13 protein-coding genes are annotated in these 17860 nt (G+C 71.5%); 4 read left to right on the forward strand and 9 right to left on the reverse strand.

Features of this window, described 5'->3' with window-relative positions; all coding sequences use genetic code 11:
* The first annotated feature begins 71 nt into the window (after positions 1–71).
* The 3 genes from V7E45_RS13850 (at position 72) to V7E45_RS13860 (ending at position 4919) form a co-directional block, all read left to right on the forward strand.
* Positions 72–1352 carry a ribonuclease D gene (locus V7E45_RS13850; protein ID WP_333774433.1) on the forward strand — a complete coding sequence of 427 codons (1281 nt, stop codon included), beginning with the start codon at positions 72–74 and terminating at the stop codon, positions 1350–1352.
* A 220-nt stretch (positions 1353–1572) separates the two neighbouring features.
* Positions 1573–2793, forward strand: a complete 1221-nt coding sequence (locus V7E45_RS13855) for a thiolase family protein (RefSeq protein ID WP_333774434.1) — start codon at positions 1573–1575, stop codon at positions 2791–2793.
* Positions 2790–4919, forward strand: a complete 2130-nt coding sequence (locus V7E45_RS13860) for a 3-hydroxyacyl-CoA dehydrogenase NAD-binding domain-containing protein (protein WP_333774435.1) — start codon at positions 2790–2792, stop codon at positions 4917–4919. Before V7E45_RS13855 ends, V7E45_RS13860 begins: the two co-directional genes overlap by 4 nt.
* 60 nt (positions 4920–4979) lie before the next feature.
* Here V7E45_RS13860 and V7E45_RS13865 read toward each other — a convergent pair whose 3' ends face one another.
* Together V7E45_RS13865 and V7E45_RS13870 are read right to left on the reverse strand one after the other, a co-directional pair.
* Entirely contained in the window at positions 4980–5363 is a 384-nt protein-coding gene (locus V7E45_RS13865) for a hypothetical protein (RefSeq protein WP_333774436.1), read from the reverse strand.
* An 18-nt stretch (positions 5364–5381) separates the two neighbouring features.
* Entirely contained in the window at positions 5382–6398 is a 1017-nt protein-coding gene (locus tag V7E45_RS13870) for a hypothetical protein (RefSeq protein WP_333774437.1), read from the reverse strand.
* A gap of 64 nt (positions 6399–6462) precedes the next feature.
* Between V7E45_RS13870 and V7E45_RS13875 the strand changes: the two genes are divergently transcribed.
* Positions 6463–6861, forward strand: a complete 399-nt coding sequence (locus V7E45_RS13875) for an NTP pyrophosphohydrolase (RefSeq protein ID WP_333774438.1) — start codon at positions 6463–6465, stop codon at positions 6859–6861.
* Positions 6862–7487: 626 nt separating this feature from the next.
* Here the strand turns inward: V7E45_RS13875 and V7E45_RS13880 are convergent.
* The 7 genes from V7E45_RS13880 to V7E45_RS13910 all read right to left on the reverse strand — a co-directional run bounded on the left by V7E45_RS13880 (position 7488) and on the right by V7E45_RS13910 (position 17467).
* Positions 7488–8933, reverse strand: coding sequence for an ArnT family glycosyltransferase (locus tag V7E45_RS13880; protein WP_333774439.1), 1446 nt, complete (start codon positions 8931–8933; stop codon positions 7488–7490).
* Positions 8934–9005: 72 nt separating this feature from the next.
* Positions 9006–10526 carry an amino acid permease gene (locus V7E45_RS13885; RefSeq protein WP_333774440.1) on the reverse strand — a complete coding sequence of 507 codons (1521 nt, stop codon included), beginning with the start codon at positions 10524–10526 and terminating at the stop codon, positions 9006–9008.
* Between the two features lie 143 nt (positions 10527–10669).
* Positions 10670–12598 carry a 1-deoxy-D-xylulose-5-phosphate synthase gene (dxs, locus tag V7E45_RS13890; protein ID WP_333774441.1) on the reverse strand — a complete coding sequence of 643 codons (1929 nt, stop codon included), beginning with the start codon at positions 12596–12598 and terminating at the stop codon, positions 10670–10672.
* Positions 12599–12726: 128 nt separating this feature from the next.
* The gene (locus V7E45_RS13895; protein ID WP_333774442.1) at positions 12727–14028 is read right to left on the reverse strand and encodes a sugar ABC transporter permease; all 1302 of its coding nucleotides are present in this window, start codon (positions 14026–14028) and stop codon (positions 12727–12729) included.
* On the reverse strand, positions 14025–14816 hold the full coding sequence (locus V7E45_RS13900) for an ATP-binding cassette domain-containing protein (protein ID WP_166662671.1): 792 nt from the start codon (positions 14814–14816) through the stop codon (positions 14025–14027). The genes V7E45_RS13895 and V7E45_RS13900 overlap by 4 nt, the downstream gene beginning before the upstream one ends.
* Before the next feature lie 202 nt (positions 14817–15018).
* On the reverse strand, positions 15019–16122 hold the full coding sequence (locus V7E45_RS13905) for a sugar ABC transporter substrate-binding protein (RefSeq protein ID WP_333774445.1): 1104 nt from the start codon (positions 16120–16122) through the stop codon (positions 15019–15021).
* 133 nt (positions 16123–16255) lie between these two features.
* Positions 16256–17467 carry an ROK family transcriptional regulator gene (locus V7E45_RS13910; RefSeq protein ID WP_333774443.1) on the reverse strand — a complete coding sequence of 404 codons (1212 nt, stop codon included), beginning with the start codon at positions 17465–17467 and terminating at the stop codon, positions 16256–16258.
* Between the last annotated feature and the right edge of the window lie 393 nt (positions 17468–17860).

Raw genomic sequence — 17860 nt, forward strand, 5'->3', positions numbered from 1 at the left:
ACCCCCCCCGGGGGCCCGGGCACGGAACGTTCCGTCGACGGGCGCCGTCCGCACACGGATACCCTTGACAGGTGACCGACGCCCAAGACACCGCAGCAGACAGTTCCCTGCGCACTCCCGGGGGCACTCCTCCGGACGACGCCGGGTCTTCTGTGACCGGGGCGCCGACTCCCCTGCTCGAACCCCGCGAGGGCGTTCCGCCGGTGATCGCCGACGCCACCGCCCTCGCCGAGGTGGTCTCCGCCTTCGCCGCCGGCAGCGGCCCCGTCGCCGTCGACGCCGAGCGGGCCTCCGGCTACCGCTACGGCCAGCGCGCCTATCTGGTGCAGCTGCGCCGCGAGGGCGCCGGCACCGCGCTGATCGACCCGGTCGCCTGCCCCGACCTGTCCGGCTTGGGCGCCGCACTGTCCGGCGTCGAGTGGGTCCTGCACGCCGCGACCCAGGACCTGCCGTGCCTGCGCGAGATAGGCATGGTGCCGGACGTCCTGTTCGACACCGAGCTGGCCGGCCGGCTCGCCGGCTTCCCCCGCGTCGGTCTCGGCGCCATGGTCGAGGGCGTCCTCGGCTTCGTCCTGGAGAAGGGGCACTCCGCCGTCGACTGGTCCACCCGGCCGCTGCCCGAGCCGTGGCTGCGGTACGCGGCCCTCGACGTCGAGCTGCTGGTCGACCTGCGCGACGCCCTGGAGAAGGAGCTCGACCGGCAGGGCAAGCTGGAGTGGGCGCACCAGGAGTTCGACGCCATCGCGTCCGCGCCGCCCGCCGAGCCCCGCAAGGACCCGTGGCGCCGCACGTCCGGCATGCACAAGGTGCGCCGGCGCCGGCAGCTCGCCGTCGTACGGGAGCTGTGGGAGGCCCGGGACCGCATCGCGCAGCGCCGCGACGTGTCGCCGGGGAAGGTGCTGAGCGACGCGGCGATCGTGGAGGCGGCGCTCGCGCTGCCGTCCGGCGTGCACGCGCTGTCCGCGCTCAACGGGTTCGGGCACCGGACCGGGCGGCGGCAGCTGGAGCAGTGGCAGGCGGCGATCGACCGGGCGAGGGCACTGCCCGACACGTCGCTGCCCATGCCCGGACAGCCCGTCACCGGCCCCCCGCCGCCCCGCGCGTGGGCGGACAAGGACCCCGTGGCAGCGGCCCGGCTGTCGGCCGCGCGGGCCGGGGTCTCGGCGCTGGCCGAGCGGCTGAGCATGCCCCAGGAGAACCTGATCTCCCCGGACACCGTGCGCCGGGTCTGCTGGGAGCCGCCCGCGTCCAGCGACGTGGCAGCCGCCCTGGCGGGCTACGGTGCCCGGCCGTGGCAGATCGAGCTGGTGACGCCCGTGCTGACGGCGGCGCTGTCCGCGAAGAGCGCCTGAGCAGAACGCCTGGGACGGTCCGCGGAAGCGGAACGGGAACGTCGAGATCGCGCCAAGATCCGGGGCCCCGTCGGCGTACGCGGGGCCGCCCTGCGGATGTGACCTTCGCCGCTCCCCCCGGCAGGACTGTGCAGCTACGTTACTCATAAGTAGCATGGGACCTGAGCGCGCGCTCAGCGTTGCGCGGCAGTGCCACCCCGCACCCTGGAGGAGAGCCATCGTGCCTCGTACCGTCAGGGACGTCGTCTTCGTCGACGGCGTCCGCACCCCGTTCGGCAAGGCGGGCCCGAAGGGCATCTACCACGAGACCCGCGCCGACGACCTGGTCGTGAAGGCGATCCGGGAGCTGCTGCGCCGCAACCCGGGTCTGGACCCGAAGAAGATCGACGAGGTCGCCATCGCCGCGACCACCCAGATCGGTGACCAGGGCCTGACCCTCGGCCGCACGGCCGGCATCCTCGCGGGCCTCCCGCAGTCCGTCCCCGGCTACTCGATCGACCGCATGTGCGCCGGCGCCCTGACCGCCGTGACCACGACCGCCGGTTCGATCGCCTTCGGCGCCTACGACGCCGTCATCGCCGGTGGCGTCGAGCACATGGGCCGCCACCCGATGGGCGAGGGCGTGGACCCCAACCCGCGGTTCGTGAGCGAGAAACTGGTCGACGAGTCCGCCCTGTTCATGGGCATGACGGCGGAGAACCTGCACGACCGCTACCCGCACATCACCAAGCTGCGCGCCGACGAGTACGCGGTGCGCTCGCAGGAGAAGGCCGCCAAGGCGTACGCCAACGGCAAGATCCAGCAGGACCTGGTGCCGATCTCGGTGCGCCGCACCAACCCCGAGGCCGGCGAGACCGGCTGGGGCCTGGTCACGGCCGACGAGCCGATGCGCCCGGGCACCACCCTGGAGAGCCTGTCGGGCCTGAAGACCCCGTTCCGCGTGCACGGCCGGGTCACCGCCGGCAACGCGGCCGGCCTGAACGACGGCGCCACCGCCTCGATCATCGCGTCCGAGGACTTCGCCCGCGAGAACAACCTGCCGGTCAAGATGCGCCTGGTCTCCTACGCCTTCGCCGGCGTGGAGCCCGAGGTCATGGGCTACGGCCCGATCCCGGCCACGGAGAAGGCCCTCGCCAAGGCGGGCCTGTCCATCTCCGACATCGGCCTGTTCGAGGTCAACGAGGCCTTCGCCATCCAGGTCCTCGCGTTCCTCGACCACTACGGCATCGCGGACGACGACGCGCGCGTCAACCAGTACGGCGGCGCGATCGCCTTCGGTCACCCGCTGGCCTCCTCCGGCGTCCGTCTGATGACGCAGCTGGCCCGCCAGTTCGAGGAGCAGCCGGAGGTCCGCTACGGCCTGACCACCATGTGCGTCGGCTTCGGCATGGGCGCGACGGTCATCTGGGAGAACCCGCACTTCGACGGAGGCGACAAGTGAGCACCACCGCTGAACTCCTGAAGGGCGCGGCCGAGCTGTTCCCGGACGAGGTAGTCACGCAGGCGCACGTGCGCCACCTCGACCTGCCGTCCGGTGCCGGGCGGTTCGCCCTGATCACCCTGGACAACGGCCTGGACCACACCAAGCCGACCACCTTCGGCCCGCAGTCGCTGGCGAACCTCAACGCCGCCGTCGACCAGGTCGAGAAGGAGGCGGCCGAGGGCACGATCGTCGGCGCCGGTGTCACCGGCAAGCCGTTCATCTTCGCGGTGGGCGCCGACCTCAAGGGCGTCGAGCTGCTGAAGAAGCACGAGGACGCGCTGGCCATCGGCAAGGGCGGCCACGAGGTCTTCAAGCGCCTCGCGGGCCTCGCGGTCCCGACCTTCGCGTACTACAACGGCGCGGCCATGGGCGGCGGCGTCGAGGTCGGCCTGCACTGCACCTACCGGACCGTCTCCAAGGCGATCCCGGCGTTCTCCCTCCCCGAGGTCTTCCTCGGTCTGGTCCCGGGCTGGGGCGGCTGCACGATCCTGCCGAACCTGATCGGCGCCGAGAAGGCCGTCTCGGTCATCATCGAGAACAGCCTGAACCAGAACAAGCAGCTCAAGGGGCAGCAGGTCTTCGACCTGGGCATCGCCGACGCGCTCTTCGAGGGCGCCGACTTCCTGGAGCAGTCGCTGATCTGGACCGCCCAGGTGCTGAACGGCGACCTCAAGGTCGAGCGTCCGGCCATCGACCGCGGCGAGGCCTGGGACCAGGCCGTCGCCAAGGGCCGATTCGTCGCCGACTCCAAGGTGCACGGCGCCGCCCCGGCCGCCTACCGTGCCCTGGACATCATCGCGGCCGCCAAGAACGGCGACCTGCAGCAGGGTTACGACGCCGAGGACCAGGCGCTCGCCGACCTGATCATGGGTGGCGAACTGCGCTCCGGCATCTACGCGTTCAACCTGGTGCAGAAGCGCGGCAAGCGCCCCGCGGGCGCCCCGGACAAGAACCTGGCCCGTCCGGTCACCAAGGTCGGTGTCGTCGGCGCCGGTCTGATGGCCTCCCAGCTCGCGCTGCTCTTCCTGCGCCGCCTCGAGGTGCCGGTCGTCCTGACCGACATCGACCAGGAGCGCGTCGACAAGGGTGTGGGCTACGTCCACGCCGAGATCGACAAGCTGCTCGGCAAGGGCAGGATCAACCAGGACAAGGCCAACCGCCTCAAGGCGCTGGTGACCGGTGTCCTGGACAAGGCCGAGGGCTTCTCGGACGCGGACTTCGTGATCGAGGCCGTCTTCGAGGAGATCGGCGTCAAGCAGCAGGTGTTCGCCGAGGTCGAGGCGGTCGCCCCGGCGCACGCGATCTTCGCCACCAACACCTCCTCGCTGTCGGTGACGGAGATGGCGTCGAAGCTGAAGAACCCCGAGCGGGTCGTCGGCTTCCACTTCTTCAACCCGGTCGCGATCCTGCCGCTGCTGGAGATCGTCCGCGGCGAGAAGACCGACGACGCCTCGCTGGCCACGGCCTTCGCCGTCGCCAAGAAGCTGAAGAAGACCGCGGTCCTCACCAAGGACGCCCCGGCGTTCGTCGTGAACCGCATCCTGACCCGCTTCATGGGCGAGATCCAGAACGTGATCGACGAGGGCACCCCGGTCGAGGTCGCCGAGAAGGCGATCGAGCCGCTCGGCCTGCCGATGTCCCCGCTGGTCCTGCTGGAGCTGGTCGGCCCGGCGATCGGCCTGCACGTCTCGGAGACCCTCAACCGGGCCTTCCCGGACCGCTTCACGGTCTCCCCGAACCTGGCGGCCGTCGTCAAGGCCGGCAAGCGCGGCTTCTACGTCTACGACAGCGGCAAGCCGGAGCTGGACCCGGAGGTCGCCGCGCTGCTGAAGCAGGGCGACACCGTCCTGACCGAGGAGCAGGTCCGCGACCGTGTCCTCGACGCCGTCGCCCAGGAGATCGGGCTCATGCTCGACGAGGGCGTCGTCGCCGAGGCGCAGGACATCGACCTCTGCCTGATCACGGGCGCCGGCTGGCCCTTCCACCTGGGCGGCATCACGCCGTACCTGGACCGCGAGGGTGTCTCGGAGCGCGTGAACGGCAAGAAGTTCCTGGCCCCGGGCGTGGCGAGCGTCCCGGCGTAACCCGTCCCGCACGGTCGCACGGTGCCCGGCACACCACGGGGTGTGCCGGGCACCGGCGTGTCAGGGGGCGGCCCGGTGGGCGTCCTCGACGTGGACGACGTGCAGCTCGGTGCCGTCCCGGTCGCGCTTGGACCGTCCGTGGATGCCGACGGCCAGGTGCGAGGAGTCCTCGGGCTCGTCGAGTGCGACGTAGGTGAGGACGTCCGGGTGATGGCCCGTCACCAGCCAGCCCTCGTCGTCCTTGAGCTCGAGCACCCGGAAGTCGCCCGCCGGGCCGCCCACGCTCACGGGGCCGTACTCGCGCAGGATGCCGGTGGCCCGGTCCACGAGTTCCCCCTCGCCCTCCTCCAGCACCACACAGGTGCCGTGCTCGAAGAGCACCCAGGACTTGCCGGATCCGCTGAGGAGGCGCCGCCAGGCGCCGATGAGTGTCTCGATGTCCACCGCGGCATCATCGCGCACTCAGATCTCCCGCCACGCCTCCAGGGCCAGGCCCGGCTCGGACTTGCGGCGGGTGAGCAGGAGTTGGCCGCTCGACGGTGACATCGTCGCCGCGACCACCCGGCCGTCCTCGTCCGCCGCCAGGCACACCGCGGCGTCCATCGGCAGCCGCGGTCCGGACTCCGCCCACCAGGCGCCCGCCGACTCCCGCTCGGTCGGGTAGGCGGCGAAGGCGACCCGGCCGCTCGCCGAACGCTGGGCCAGCAGTGTGCAGTCGTGGCCGTCCAGCTCGCAGCGGACCGCCGCGACCGGGCCGGGGCCGGCCGCCGGGAGCAGGGTGGCGGGCTTGCCGCCCGGCCGCCAGGCGCACAGATCGCCCGCTTCGTCGGTGTAGAAGACGGTGGTGCCGTCCGGGGAGGTGGCCAGCGCGCGCAGGGTGCCGGGACGGACCCCGGTCTCCAGAACCTCCTTCAGGACCGGCGGGCCGCCGGGCTCCTCCTGACGCCAGTGCAGCACGGTCCCCGGGGCGGTCGCGTACAGCTCGATGCGGCCGGACTGCCCCGTCACCGCCGCGAGCCCGTCCTGAACGTCCCGGCCCTTCAGGTCCCGCCAGGACTCCCAGCCGCCCTTCTCCTTCTGCGCGAGCAGGCTCACCCCGCCACCGCCCCCGCGCACGAAGACATGGGCGCGGCCCTGCGCGTCCACGGCCACGGCGGGGGTGCCGGTGCGGTCGCCGCTCCTGTCCGGATGGCCGATCGGGTTCCAGTCCAGCGCGGCGAGGTGCGGGCGGAAGTGGGTGGAGTGCACCAGGCCCGACTCGCCCTTCCTCGTGGGCCGCCAGGCGACCAGGTGGGCGTAGCCGTCGGCGCCCCGGCCGATGCCGCCGGCGGGGTGGAGCCGCTGGTCGCCGCCCACCTTGCGCGGGTCCGTCCAGGGGCCGCCCGGGCCGCGCTCCGACCGGCACAGGACGGCGTCACCCGAGAGCCGGTAGACGATGAGCCGGCCGTCGCGGCCGCGCAGGAGCCAGTCACCGTTCACCGGTTCACTCTAAGCCGCCGTCAGCCGGCCGCCGTCTCCGGGCCGCCGTGGGTACCTTGGGCCCATGGACTACCACCCTCACGGCGCCCCGGACGACGCGGACGGCCCGCTGCTCGTGATCGTCGACGGCGCCAACGTGGTCGGGTCCCGGCCCGACGGCTGGTGGCGTGACCGCAGGGGCGCGGCGGAGCGGCTGCGGGACCGGCTGGCCGCCGAGGGGCTGCCGGGCCGGGCGGGGCCCGTGGAGATCGTGCTGGTCGTCGAGGGCGCGGCGCGCGGGGTCCGCTCCGTGCCGGGGGTACGGGTGGAGGAGGCGTCCGGCAGCGGCGACGACCGCATCGTGGAGCTGACCGCGCAGAGCCCCGACCGCCCCCGCCTCGTCGTCACGGCCGACCGCGAACTGCGCCGCCGCGTCACGGACCTGGGCGCACAGGTCACCGGCCCCCGCACGGTCCTCGGCTGAGCAGGGGGCCTGCCGGCCATCCCCCCGAACAGGCCCTGCCGCACACCACCGTCCCGGCCCGAGCAGCCGCTCCCCGGCCGGCCACGCGGTGCGCGGAACCGCCGCGTGCACCCTGCCGGATCGTCGACCGCCAGGACCGGGCGCGCAGCCGCCGTCTCCGCACGGCAGACCGGAACCGGCCCACGACCTGCCGGACCGGGCACCGCCCCGGGCCGAACGGCCACCACCTCACCAGCCGCGCGACGGACCCGGCGCAGGGACCGCTCCTCACTCCGCGGGGCCCGACGACCGGGACAGGCGTGTGCGCGGCCGCCATCGCCACCCGGAAGCCGGGCCTCGGCCCATGAGCCACGGAACCCACACCGCCCCGCCCGAGCGGCCGCTCGCCGTCCAGCCGCGCGGTGTGCGGGACCGCCGCGTGCACCCTGCCGGGTCGTCGACCGCCAGGATCGGGCGCGCGGCCGCCGTCTCCGCGCGGCGGCCCCCGGCGCAGAGGACCGCCCCCACTCTGCGGATCGCCGGCGCCGGGGCAGGCGTACGTGCGGCCATCAGCGCCGCCCGGAAGCCGGGCCTCGGCCCAGGGGCAGCGGGACCCGCACCGACCCGCCCGAGCGGCCGCTCCACCGTCAGCCGTGCGGGGTGCGGGCGTACAGGATCGCGCCGTCGACCCGGCCCACCTCCTCGTAGCGGGAGGCCAGGAAGCGGTTCAGGGTGGGGACGTGGGCCGGGGCGTAGGGGCGGCCGCGGGAGTCGTCGACGACGAGGGCTGGGGCGTGGGCGGCCAGCTCCGCGCGGAAGACCTGCCAGGCGCCTTCGACCGCGTACGCCTCGCCGACCCGGGGGCCGTCGCGGCCGCCGCTGTAGTTGGTCAGCAGGCCCGCGGTGAGGTAGCGGGTGGCGGGGGTGCGGCCGGCCAGCCAGTAGGTCTCGGGGTGCATGCCCCACACCAGGACCCGGTCGGTGGGCGCGGTGCGCTGGGCCAGGGCGGCCGCGAGGCGCTGGGCGTGGGCGAGTTCGGGGCGCGGCGCGAACAGGCCCCAGGTCAGGAACAGGGCGCAGCAGCCGGCCGAGGTGAGGACGGCGGCCGTCAGCCGTTCCCGGGGCAGGAGCCGCAGCGCTGCCGTGGCCAGCAGGGCGGCGGGCGGGGTGAGTTGCAGGTAGTAGTGGCCGAAGAAGTGGAACCCGGCGGCGACGGCGGCCGCCGAGGCGGCGAGCCACAGCCACAGGTCGGCCGCCACCCGGGCGGTGCGCAGCGTCCGCAGCACGGGTGGGAGCAGGCCCGCGCAGGCCACGGCGAGGACGGCCGTATTGACCAGGCACCGGCCGAGGACGTGGAGTTCCGAGCCGGTGAAGGAGGCGTAGGCGGCGGAGCCGGTGACCGTCCAGAACAGGAAGCCGGCCGGGTCCGTGGCCAGGGCCGCGCAGCCGACCGGCAGGGCGAACCCGGCCGCGAGCCGTACCGCGCCCGCCCGCGGGGTGCCGGCGCGGTGCAGCAACCACGCCACCGGCAGCAGCACCGCGCCGCCGGTCTGCTTGGCGAGGAAGGCGCAGGCGACGGCCGTCCCGGCGGCCGCCCAGCGGCCGCGGTCCGCACACCACAGGGCGGCGGCCGTGCACGGCAGTATGAACACCTCGAACGTGGCGGCCTGCGCGTCCTCCGGGTTGAGCCCGACCGAGACCAGCAGGTACAGCACCCCGGCGGTGCGGCCCGCGGTGTCGCCCCAGCGGCGCCGGGCCAGCGAGGCCAGCAGCACGGCCGTCAGCGCCTGGGCCAGCACCGCCAGCACCCGGACCGGGGCGAGCGAGCCGGAGCCGCAGAGCGCGAACGCGGCCTCGTACAGCCAGGGCACCAGCGGCGGCTTGCGGTCCACGACCGTCTCGTACAGGTGGCCGCCCTGCGCCAGCAGCCGCGCCTGCACGGCGAGGTAGCCCTCGTCGGGGTTCCACAGCGGCCGGACGAAGGACGGGATCCGGGTGACGCAGGCCAGGGCCGCCAGGGCGGGCAGCAGCCGCACCCAGTACGCCGTCCGGGTGGTCACGGCACGTGCGGGGGCGAGCGGGACGGCGAGCATGGTCAGCACGCTATCCGGCCCCGCGTTCCCGCGCGGGGCAGGACATACGGGGCCGGGGCTGCGACCGGGCGGTCAGCGGGTGTTTCCGGCCGGCGGACCGGGTACCTCGCCCGCCGGGGCCTCGTCCCGCCGGGCGAGGCGGCTGTGCGTGCGGCCGTAGGAGAAGTAGACGGCGAGGCCGATCAGCATCCAGACGGCGAACCGGATCCAGGTCTCGGCGGGCAGGTTCAGCATCAGCCACAGGGTGGCGCACACGGACACGATGGGCAGGAAGGGCACCCAGGGGGTGCGGAAGGAGCGGGGCAGGTCGGGTCGCGTCCTGCGCAGGATGATCACGCTGATCGCGACCACGACGAACGCGAACAGGGTGCCGATGTTCACCAGCTCGGCCAGTTCGCTCAGGCTGGTGAAGCCGGCGACGACCGCGATGATCACACCCAGCAGGATGGTCGGCCGGTGCGGGGTCTTGAACCGGGGGTGGACCCGGGAGAAGAAGCGCGGCAGCAGTCCGTCGCGGCTCATCGCGAAGAAGACCCGGGTCTGGCCCAGCAGCAGGATCAGGCACACCGTGATCAGGCCGACGGCGGCGCCGAAACTGATGACGCCGGCGTACCAGGGGTGCCCGATGGCCTTGAAGGCGTCGGCCAGCGGCGCCTCCACCGACAGCCGGGTGTACTTCTCCATGCCGGTGACGACGATGGAGACGGCGACGTAGAGCACGGTGCAGATGAGCAGCGAGCCGAGGATGCCGCGGGGCATGTCCCGCTGCGGGTTGCGGGTCTCCTCGGCGGCCGTGGCGACGATGTCGAAGCCGATGAACGCGAAGAACACCACCGAGGCCGCGGTGAAGATGCCCATGACACCGAAGTTGGCGGGTGCCCAGCCGAACATGAGCTGGACGAGCGGTGCCTTGAGGCTGCCGCCCGCCGGCACCGGCTGCGGGGCCGGGATGAACGGCTTGTAGTTCTCGCCCCGGACGAAGAAGGCGCCCGCGATGATCACGATGAGGACGACGGCCACCTTGATCGCGACGACGACCGAGGTGATCCGGGCGGACAGCTTCATGCCGAGGACGAGGATCACGGTGAGCACCAGCACCAGTGCGGCGGCGAGGATGTCGAAGCCGAAGCCGTGCGCACCGTCCCGGCCCGCGAGGTAGTCGGGCAGGTGCCAGCCCGCGTTGTCCAGCAGGGAGCGCATGTAGCCGGACCAGCCGACCGCGACCACCGCCGTTCCCAGCGCGAACTCCAGCACCAGGTCCCAGCCGATGATCCAGGCGGGCATCTCGCCGAGCGAGGCGTAGGAGAAGGTGTACGCCGACCCGGCCACGGGGACCGTGGAGGCGAACTCGGCGTAGCAGAGGGCGGCGAGCGCGCAGACCACGCCGGCCACCACGAAGGCCAGGGACACCGCCGGACCGGCGTTGTTCTTGGCCACCTGTCCGGTGAGGACGAAAATGCCGGTGCCGATGATGACGCCGACGCCGAAGACGGTCAGGTCGAGGGCGGAGAGGGACTTCTTGAGCGAATGCTCGGGTTCCTCGGTGTCCCGGATGGACTGCTCGACGTTCTTCGTCCTGAAGAGCGTGCTCACGTGCCTACCTCCCACGCTTGTCGTCCTCGACATGATCGAGAGGGCCGGGGTTGCGTATGCCCCGGCACTGGCAGGTTCACGCAAGCGGGCCGGTTCCGCCACCGCAGAAAGGGGCGGAACCGGCCCGTCGGACCGTGTTTCGGCTAGTCGCGGGCGGGCTCCACGGAGTCGACCGCGTCGGCCGTACGGTCGAACCGGCCGTCCAGCTTGGAGACCAGTCCGGTGACCTGGCGGGCGATGTCGGGCGCGGTCAGCCCGATCTCGGCCATGACCTCGGCGCGCGAGGCGTGGTCGAGGAAGCGCGGCGGGATGCCGAAGTCGCGCAGCGGCACGTCCACGCCGGCGTCGCGCAGGGCCTGGGCGATCGCGGAGCCGACACCGCCGACCCGGCTGTTGTCCTCCACCGTGACGACGACCCGGTGCCGCTCGGCCAGCGGGGCCATCGCCTCGTCGACGGGCTTGACCCAGCGCGGGTCGACGACGGTGGTGGAGATGCCCTGCTGGTCGAGCAGGCCGGCGATCTCCAGGCACATCGGGGCGAGGGCGCCCACGGAGACCAGCAGCACGTCGGGCCTGTCGGTGCCGGGCTCGCGCAGCACGTCCATGCCGCCGACGCGGCCCACGGCCGGGACGGCGGGGCCCACGGCGCCCTTGGAGAACCGCACCACGGTCGGCGCGTCCTCGACGGAGACGGCCTCGCGCAGCTGTGCCCGCACCTGGTCGGCGTCGCGCGGGGCGGCGAGCCGCAGCCCCGGCACGACCTGGAGGATCGACATGTCCCACATGCCGTTGTGGGAGGCGCCGTCGGTGCCGGTGACACCGGCCCGGTCCAGCACGAAGGTCACCCCGCACTTGTGCAGGGCCACGTCCATCAGCACCTGGTCGAAGGCGCGGTTGAGGAAGGTGGCGTACACGGCGAAGACGGGGTGGACGCCGGCGTGGGCGAGGCCCGCCGCGGAGACGGCGCCGTGCTGCTCGGCGATGCCGACGTCGTAGACCCGGTCGGGGAAGCGCTTGGCGAACCGGTCGAGGCCGACCGGCTGGAGCATGGCCGCGGTGATGGCGACGACGTCGTCGCGCTCCTCGCCCAGCTTGACCATCTCCTCGCCGAAGACGGAGGTCCAGTCGGCGCCGGAGGAGGCGATCGGCAGGCCGGTGTCGGGGTGGATCTTGCCGACGGCGTGGAAGCGGTCGGCCTCGTCCTGCAGGGCGGGCTGGTAGCCGCGGCCCTTCTCGGTCAGGCAGTGCACGATGACCGGCCCGCCGAACCGTTTGGCCCGGGCCAGCGCCGACTCCAGCGCCTCGATGTCGTGCCCGTCGATCGGGCCGACGTACTTCAGGCCGAGGTCCTCGAACATGCCCTGCGGGGCGATGAAGTCCTTGAGCCCCTTCTTGGCGCCGTGCAGGGTCTCGTACAGCGGCCTGCCGACCACCGGGGTGCGGTCGAGGATCTCCTTCGTCCGGGTCAGGAAACGCTCGTAGCCGTCGGTCGTGCGCAGGGTGGCCAGGTGGTTGGCCAGGCCGCCGATGGTCGGGGCGTAGGAGCGCTCGTTGTCGTTGACGACGATGACGAGCGGGCGGTCCTTGGCCTCCGCGATGTTGTTCAGCGCCTCCCAGGCCATGCCGCCGGTCAGCGCGCCGTCACCGATGACGGCGACGACGTGGCTGTCCCGCTCCTTGAGCTGGTTGGCCTTGGCGATGCCGTCGGCCCAGCCGAGGACCGTGGAGGCGTGGCTGTTCTCGATGACGTCGTGCTCGGACTCGGCCTGCGAGGGGTAGCCGGACAGGCCGCCCTTCATCTTCAGCCGGGAGAAGTCCTGCCGGCCGGTGAGCAGCTTGTGCACGTAGGACTGGTGACCGGTGTCGAAGAGCACCTTGTCCTTGGGGGACTCGAAGACGCGGTGCAGGGCGATGGTGAGCTCGACCACGCCCAGGTTGGGGCCGAGGTGGCCGCCGGTCTTGGAGACGGCGTCGACGAGGAAGGTCCGGATCTCCCCTGCCAGCTGGTCCAGCTCCTCCAGGCTGAGCCGGTCCAGATCGCGCGGTCCCCTGATGCGGGTCAGCAGCGGCACCCGTGCCTCCTTGCAGTAGAGCTGATCGAGCTGTTTCCGGGCTTGTCGAGTCTAATGTTCCGTGTTTGCGGGACACGACAGTGCCCGGCACCTTTTGGGCGCCGGGCACTGTCGCTGCCGCGGGATCGCTACGCGCGACCGGCGGTCTTCTGGGTCTTGCGGGTGATGGAGTCGATGACCACGGTGGTCAGCAGCACCGCCGCGGTGATCATGTACTTGACCGGCTCGGCGATGGACTCCAGCTGCAGGCCGTACTGGATCGAGACGATGACCAGCACACCCAGCAGGGCGTTCCAGGTGCGGCCACGACCGCCGAAGAGCGAGGTACCACCGATGACGGCCGCGGCGATCGCGTTCATCAGCAGGTCACCGGTACCGGCGCTCTGGTTGGCGGAGGCGATCTTCGAGGCCAGGAAGAGACCACCGATCGCCGCGAAGCCACCGGAGATGGCGAACACGGAGATGCGCACCGCGGTGACGTTGATGCCCGCGCGGCGGGACGCCTCGACGCTGCCGCCGAGCGCGAAGATCTTGCGGCCGTAGGGGGTGCGGCGCAGCAGGAAGTCGGTGGCGATCAGGAAGGCGAGGAAGATCACCGTGGCCAGCGGCAGGCCCTTGTACTGGTTGTACATGTAGGCGCCCGCGAAGGAGATCACGGCGAGCAGCACGGTGCGCAGGATCGTGTCGCTCAGCGGCCGGGACGGGACGCCCGCGGCCTCGCGGCGACGGTTGCCCAGGAAGGAGCTGGCGAAGAACGCGGCGACCACGACGACGGCCAGGCCGTAGGCGGCGCCGGTGTCGGTGAAGGTGTAGGTGGTCAGCTTGCCGATCAGACCCTCACTGTCGAGGTTGATCGTGCCGTCCTCGCCCAGCACCTTCAGCATGAAGCCGAGCCAGAACAGCAGGCCGGCCAGGGTCACGGCGAAGGCGGGGGCGCCGAGCACCGCGAAGAAGAAGCCGTGCAGGGCGCCGATGGCGGCACCGACGGCGATCGCCACCAGCACGGCCAGCCACTCGGGCCAGCCCTGGTTGACGGTGAGGACGGCCGCGAGGGCGCTGGCCGCGCCGCTGACCGAGCCGACCGACAGGTCGATCTCACCGAGCAGCAGCACGAAGACGATGCCGACGGAGATCATTCCCGTGCCGACCATCGTGACCGTGATGTTGCTGATGTTCTGCGCCGAGAGGAACTCGGAGTTCAGCACCTGGAAGATGATGCAGATGGCCGCCAGGCCGAGGATGACCGGGAGGGAGCCCAGCTCACCGGCCTTCATCTTGCGCTTGAACTCGGTCCAGTAGCCCAGCAGGCCCTGCTCGCGGACAAGCAGGCGCGGGTCCACGGCGGTGACCGCGGCGGACGCGGCCTCCGGGTTCACGACGGGCGCGTCCGGGGTCTCGCCCACGTTCGCGGAGGTCTTGTCGATGCTCACTTGGAAACCTCCCCGTTCGTGCGCGCCGCACGGCGGGTCACGGCGTTGTCGGTGGCGCCGGTGATGGCGGAGATGATCTCCTCCTGCGAGGTCGTCTTGACCTCGAAGACGCCGTTGTTGCGGCCGAGGCGCAGCACGGCGACCTTGTCGGCCACCGCCTTCACGTCCGCCATGTTGTGGCTGATGAGGATGACGGCGTGACCGCGCTCGCGCAGTCGCTCCACGAGGTCGAGGACCTGGGCGGTCTGCTCGACGCCGAGGGCGGCGGTGGGCTCGTCGAGGATGACCAGCTTGGGGTCGCCGAGCATCGAGCGGGCGATGGCCACGGTCTGCCGCTGACCGCCGGAGAGCGAGGCGATCGGGATGCGGACGCTGGGGATGCGGATCGACAGCGTGGTGAGCAGCTCGCGGGCGCGGCGCTCCATCTCGACCTCGTCCAGGACGCCCCACTTCCTCAGCTCACGGCCGAGGAACAGGTTGCCGACGACGTCGATGTTGTCGCACAGCGCGAGGTCCTGGTAGACCGTCGCGATGCCCAGGGACTGGGCGTCGTGCGGCCGGCTGATCGACACCGCCTTGCCGTCCCATTCGATGGCGCCCTCATCGATGGGGTGCACGCCGGCGATCGTCTTGACCAGCGTGGACTTTCCGGCGCCGTTGTCGCCCACCAGGGCGACCACCTCACCGGCGTGGACCTCAAGCTCTACGTCGGTGAGCGCCTGGACGGCACCGAATCGCTTGGAGACCCCGCGCAACGCCAGCACGGGCGTAGCGGACACGTGAACCATCTCCTTCGCCGCCTGACCCGGCGGGAGGTTGTGCAGAAGAGTTTGGGGGGATTTTCCGTCCGGCGCCCCGCGCCGAGCTTGCGGGGCTGTGTGATGCGCGGGGCACCGGAGGAGCCTTTGGGCAGTCCGTCCGTTCCGGTACGGGCATTCCATTCAGTGTCGAATGCGGCGAATGCCCGTACTCGGGAAGGTACTCGGCTGCTTACTTGAGGCCGAGCTTGTCGCAGGCGGACTTGTACTTGCCCGTGCAGATGTCGGCGACCGTGTAGACGCCGTCCTTGATGACGGTGTCGTTGATGTTGTCCTTGGTCAGCGCGGTGACCGGGACGAGGACCGACGGGACGTCCTGGGCGGAGCCCGAGGAGACCTTGTCCTTGGCGACCGAGTCGAGCGTCTTGCCCTGGGCGAGCGCGACGGCCATCTCGGCGGCGGCGTCGGCCTCGGGGGCGTACGGCTTGTAGACGCTCATGTACTGCTCACCGGCGACGATGCGCTGCACACCCGCGAGCTCGGCGTCCTGGCCGGTGACCGGGACGTTCAGGCCCGCAGCCTTCAGGGCGGTGATGATACCGCCGGCCATGCCGTCGTTGGCCGAGTAGACACCGGCGATCTTGCCCTTGCCGACCGCGGAGATCGCCGACTCCATCTCGGAGTTCGCGTTGTCCGGCGACCACTCCTTGGTGTCGAACTCCTTGGCGATGGTGACCTTGCCGTCGAGGACGGAGTGCGCGCCCTTCTTGAACTGGGCGGCGTTCGGGTCGGTGACCGAGCCGTTGATCATGACGATCTTGGAGGACTTGGTCGCCTTGGAGCCCATCGCCTTCAGCAGCGCGGTGCCCTGGGTCTTGCCGACCTCCTCGTTGTCGAACGAGGTGTAGGCGCTGATCGGGCCCTCGGCGAGGCGGTCGTAGGCGACGACCTTGATGCCGGCGTCCTTGGCCTTCTGAACCGAGTTCTGGATGGCCTTGGCGTCCACCGCGTCCAGGATCAGGACGTCCACCTTGTTGGTGATCATGGTGTCGACCTGCTGGGCCTGCAGGTTCGCGTCCTGGCGGGCGTTGTTGTACTGGACCTCCGCCTTGCCGTTCGTCAGCTCCTTGATCTTCTTCTCGATCAGCGGCTTGTCGAACTTCTCGTAGCGGGCGGTCTTGTTCTCCGGAAGGAGAAGCCCGACCTTGATGTTGTCGCCCTTCTTGGCGGAAGCCGAAGAAGAGTCGTCGCTGCCCTTGGACTCCTTGGCGCTGCCACAGGCAGCAAGTGCGACGGCCATCGCCCCAGCGGCAACGGCAACGGCGGCACGACGCATACGCGTGTTCACTCTGTAAACCTCCCTGACGAGGCCGCGTCGTTGCGGCCGAGGTGGCTGGAAGTCAACTCGGCCACACGTGCGACGTCAAGAAGTAAATCCTTAACGAGATGGCAACGGTGCCATCCGTTCTCTAAGTGAAGGCAGGCGTGGCCGCGGACAACCCGCCCGCAACAGAGCCGTCCAAAAGGGTCGAATCGCCCATCTCGCTGAGTGCGAGAGCGAGCGCTCCGAGCACCTCCGCACGGCCGCCAAGTGCCCCCGGGAGAACGGACAGTTGGCGCGCCGCACTGGGGATTGCGTAGCGACCGACGGACTCCCTGATGGGCCCGAGAACGAGCTCTCCGGCCTCGGCGAGATCACCGCCGAGGACCACCCGGCTCGGGTTCAGAAGATTGCAGAGATTGGCCACTCCACTGCCGATGTGGCGGCCGACGTCGGCGATCACCCGACGACAGCCCGGGTCTCCGTCCCTGGCCAGCCGTACGACACCCTCCATCGTGAGGTCGGTGCCGTGACTGGACTGGAGCAGCGGCAGCACGTAGCGCGCGGCCGTGAAGGTCTCCAGGCAGCCACGGTTTCCGCAACGGCAGACCGGGCCGGATTCATCGAGTGTAATATGTCCGATTTCTCCAGCGGTGCCACCAGGGCCGCGATAGATCTTCCCGTTGATCACCAGGCCGGCGCCGACACCGCTCGCGACCTTGATGTAGGCAAGATCACGAACGCCCCGGCCGCTGCCCCAGACGAGCTCGCCGAGCGCGCCGAGGTTGGCGTCGTTGTCCACGTGCACGGGCACGCCGAGGCGCTCGCGCAGCTCCTCGGCGGGCTTGGTGCCGCTCCAGCCCGGCAGGATCGACGTGGAGCCCAGGGTGCCCGACTCCACGTCGATCGGGCCGGGCACGCCGAGCCCGACGCCGGCCACCTTGGACCGGTCCACGCCGGTCGCCGCGATCAGGCGGTTGACCAGCTGCTCGGCCCGGTCGAAGCCCTGGGTGGAGGAGGCGTCGACGTCCAGCGGCTCGGACTCCTCGGCCAGCACCTGGTGGGCGAGGTTCCCGATCGCGACGCGCAGGTGGGTGTGCCCGAAGTCGACCCCGATCACGATGCCCGCGTCCCCACTGAGGGAGACGCTGCGGGCCCGCCGGCCACCGGCCGACGTGGGCGTGACCTCGACGGTTCCGCCGTCCTTCAGTTCCCGCACGATGTTGGAGACCGTAGCGGCGGACAGGCCGGTCGTCCGCGCGATCTCCGCCTGCGTGAGCGACCCGGCCAGCCGCACGGCCCGTACGACTCGTTCCAGGTTGGCTCGGTGCAGCGACGACTGCGACCCCGGAGTCTCCATCGACCCATCCACTCCCGACATCGGTGGGCGGCCCCTGCGCCGCCCGTGGCCCAGGTCACATCTGCGGAACCGGGCCACTTACAAGTTATGAACTCCAAGCTCGGCTGTACGGGTTACCGCAGTCAAGTCCTTGACGGAAATCGCTGTCACTTCACTCGTTCCGCCGCGGACACCCCGAGGACACGTCCGCGCCACCCCCGAGCAGGGCGGACGGCCGTTCGGGCGGGGTTCCCGGAGGGGTCCAGGAGGGGTCCACGTGGCGCGCCCCACAGCCCGGAACCGCTTCCGCCACTTCGTTCAGCCCCGGAACCCGGCGCGGGGCCGCACCGGGCGGGGGTTCCGGTGCGGCAGGAGGGACCGAGGAGACGAGAGGGGAGGGGACGGGAGGAGACG

It is taken from the genome of Streptomyces sp. IBSBF 3136, from assembly GCF_036815105.1.
Lineage (GTDB): Bacteria > Actinomycetota > Actinomycetes > Streptomycetales > Streptomycetaceae > Streptomyces.